At 47.7% G+C, this 1,558-nt stretch carries 1 protein-coding gene; it reads left to right on the plus strand.

The genetic code is table 11. From position 1 onward, the window contains the following. Positions 1-138 precede the first annotated feature (138 nt). Positions 139-1,530: a group II intron reverse transcriptase/maturase gene (gene ltrA / locus DFR60_RS30115; RefSeq protein ID WP_110326993.1), complete on the plus strand. Its 1,392-nt coding sequence runs from the start codon at positions 139-141 to the stop codon at positions 1,528-1,530. The last annotated feature ends 28 nt before the right edge of the window (positions 1,531-1,558 follow it).

Below are 1,558 nucleotides of genomic sequence, written 5' to 3' on the forward strand. Positions count from 1 at the left end.
CGGAATGTCCTGAAAGGGATAACCATTATCGAAAGATAGTGCTGAACGTACAGAAGTCAGCCGAGGTCGTAGTAGTCGAGAGATGAAGGACCGAATCAACAGGAGTCTTTAGTACAACTGGGAAAGGAGGAAAGAACTTTGGGTACAGAAAACAAAGACAGCTGCTCGCAAAGAGATAGCGCGGAACGTGAAGGGTATGTGAGAGCGCACCGTTCTTTCCGCCGGATATGGAAGGAAAGGGACAGTGCACAGCCGGAACTCTTGGAGGAGATACTGGAGAAGGGCAACCTCAACAGAGCTATTAAGAGAGTAAAGGCAAACAAGGGAGCGCCAGGAATCGACGGGATTACCGTGGAGGAAACAGGCGCATACCTGAGGGAAAACCAGAAAGAACTTATCGAGAGAATCAGAAGGGGAAAGTACACCCCCGACCCGGTAAGACGAGTGGAGATTCCCAAGCCAGACGGTGGAATACGAAAGCTGGGTATTCCAACCGTAAAAGACCGCATTTTCCAACAAGCCATAACACAGCGCCTTACACCGGTCTACGAGCCGTTGTTCTCGGAGAACAGTTACGGTTATCGCCCGGGAAGAAGCGCGAAAGATGCCATTCAGAAGGTGAAAGAGTATGCAGAGCAGGGATATATCCATGCGGCAGCATTGGACTTGTCGAAATACTTTGATACCCTGAACCATGAGATACTCCTGAATATCCTGCGCAGAAATGTGAGGGACGAAAGGGTAATCCAGTGGATTAAGAGGTACTTAAAGAGTGGCGTGATGGAAAACGGAGTAGTCATGGAAACAGAAGAAGGTTCGCCGCAAGGAGGAAATCTTTCCCCCCTGCTGGCAAACATCTATCTGAATGAGTTTGATCAGGAGTATCAGAAGCGTGGAGTTGTATTTGTCCGTTACGCGGACGACATCGTGCTGCTGGCGAAAAGCGAGAGAGCTGCCAGGAGACTGCTGGAGACGAGCACGAAATATCTGGAAGGGTTGCTGAAATTGAAAGTGAACCAGGAGAAAAGCCGTGTAGTCAGCGTGTTTGCAATCCGAACTTTTAAATTCCCTGGCTTTACATTGGGAAAGAACGGAAAGGGCATATATGTCCGGGTTCATGGAAAGTCATGGAAGAAAATGAAGTCAAAGCTGAAAGAACTTAGTTCCCGAAGGTCTGTTCAGAGCATACGCCCTGCATTAGCAAAGATAAAAGTGTATATGTATGGCTGGCTGAATTATTACGGAATTGCGGAAATAAAGAACCGAATAGAAGAACTCAATAAGTGGCTATACCACAGAATCCGAATGTGTATATGGAAACAATGGAAGAAACCGAGAACCAAGGTGAAGAACCTGCGGAAAATGGGAGTGCCGGAAGATTTGGCATGGCAGGCAGGAAACAGCCGGAGAGGATATTGGTTTACCACGCAAACGGTAGCGGTAAATATGGCAATGACAAAAGAAAGACTGATAAGCAGTGGCTTTTATGATTTAGCCACAGCTTATCAGTCTGTGCACGTCAACTGTTGAAACCGCCGTGTACCGAACGGTACGCACG

Source organism: Hungatella effluvii, assembly GCF_003201875.1.
Lineage (GTDB): Bacteria > Bacillota > Clostridia > Lachnospirales > Lachnospiraceae > Hungatella > Hungatella effluvii.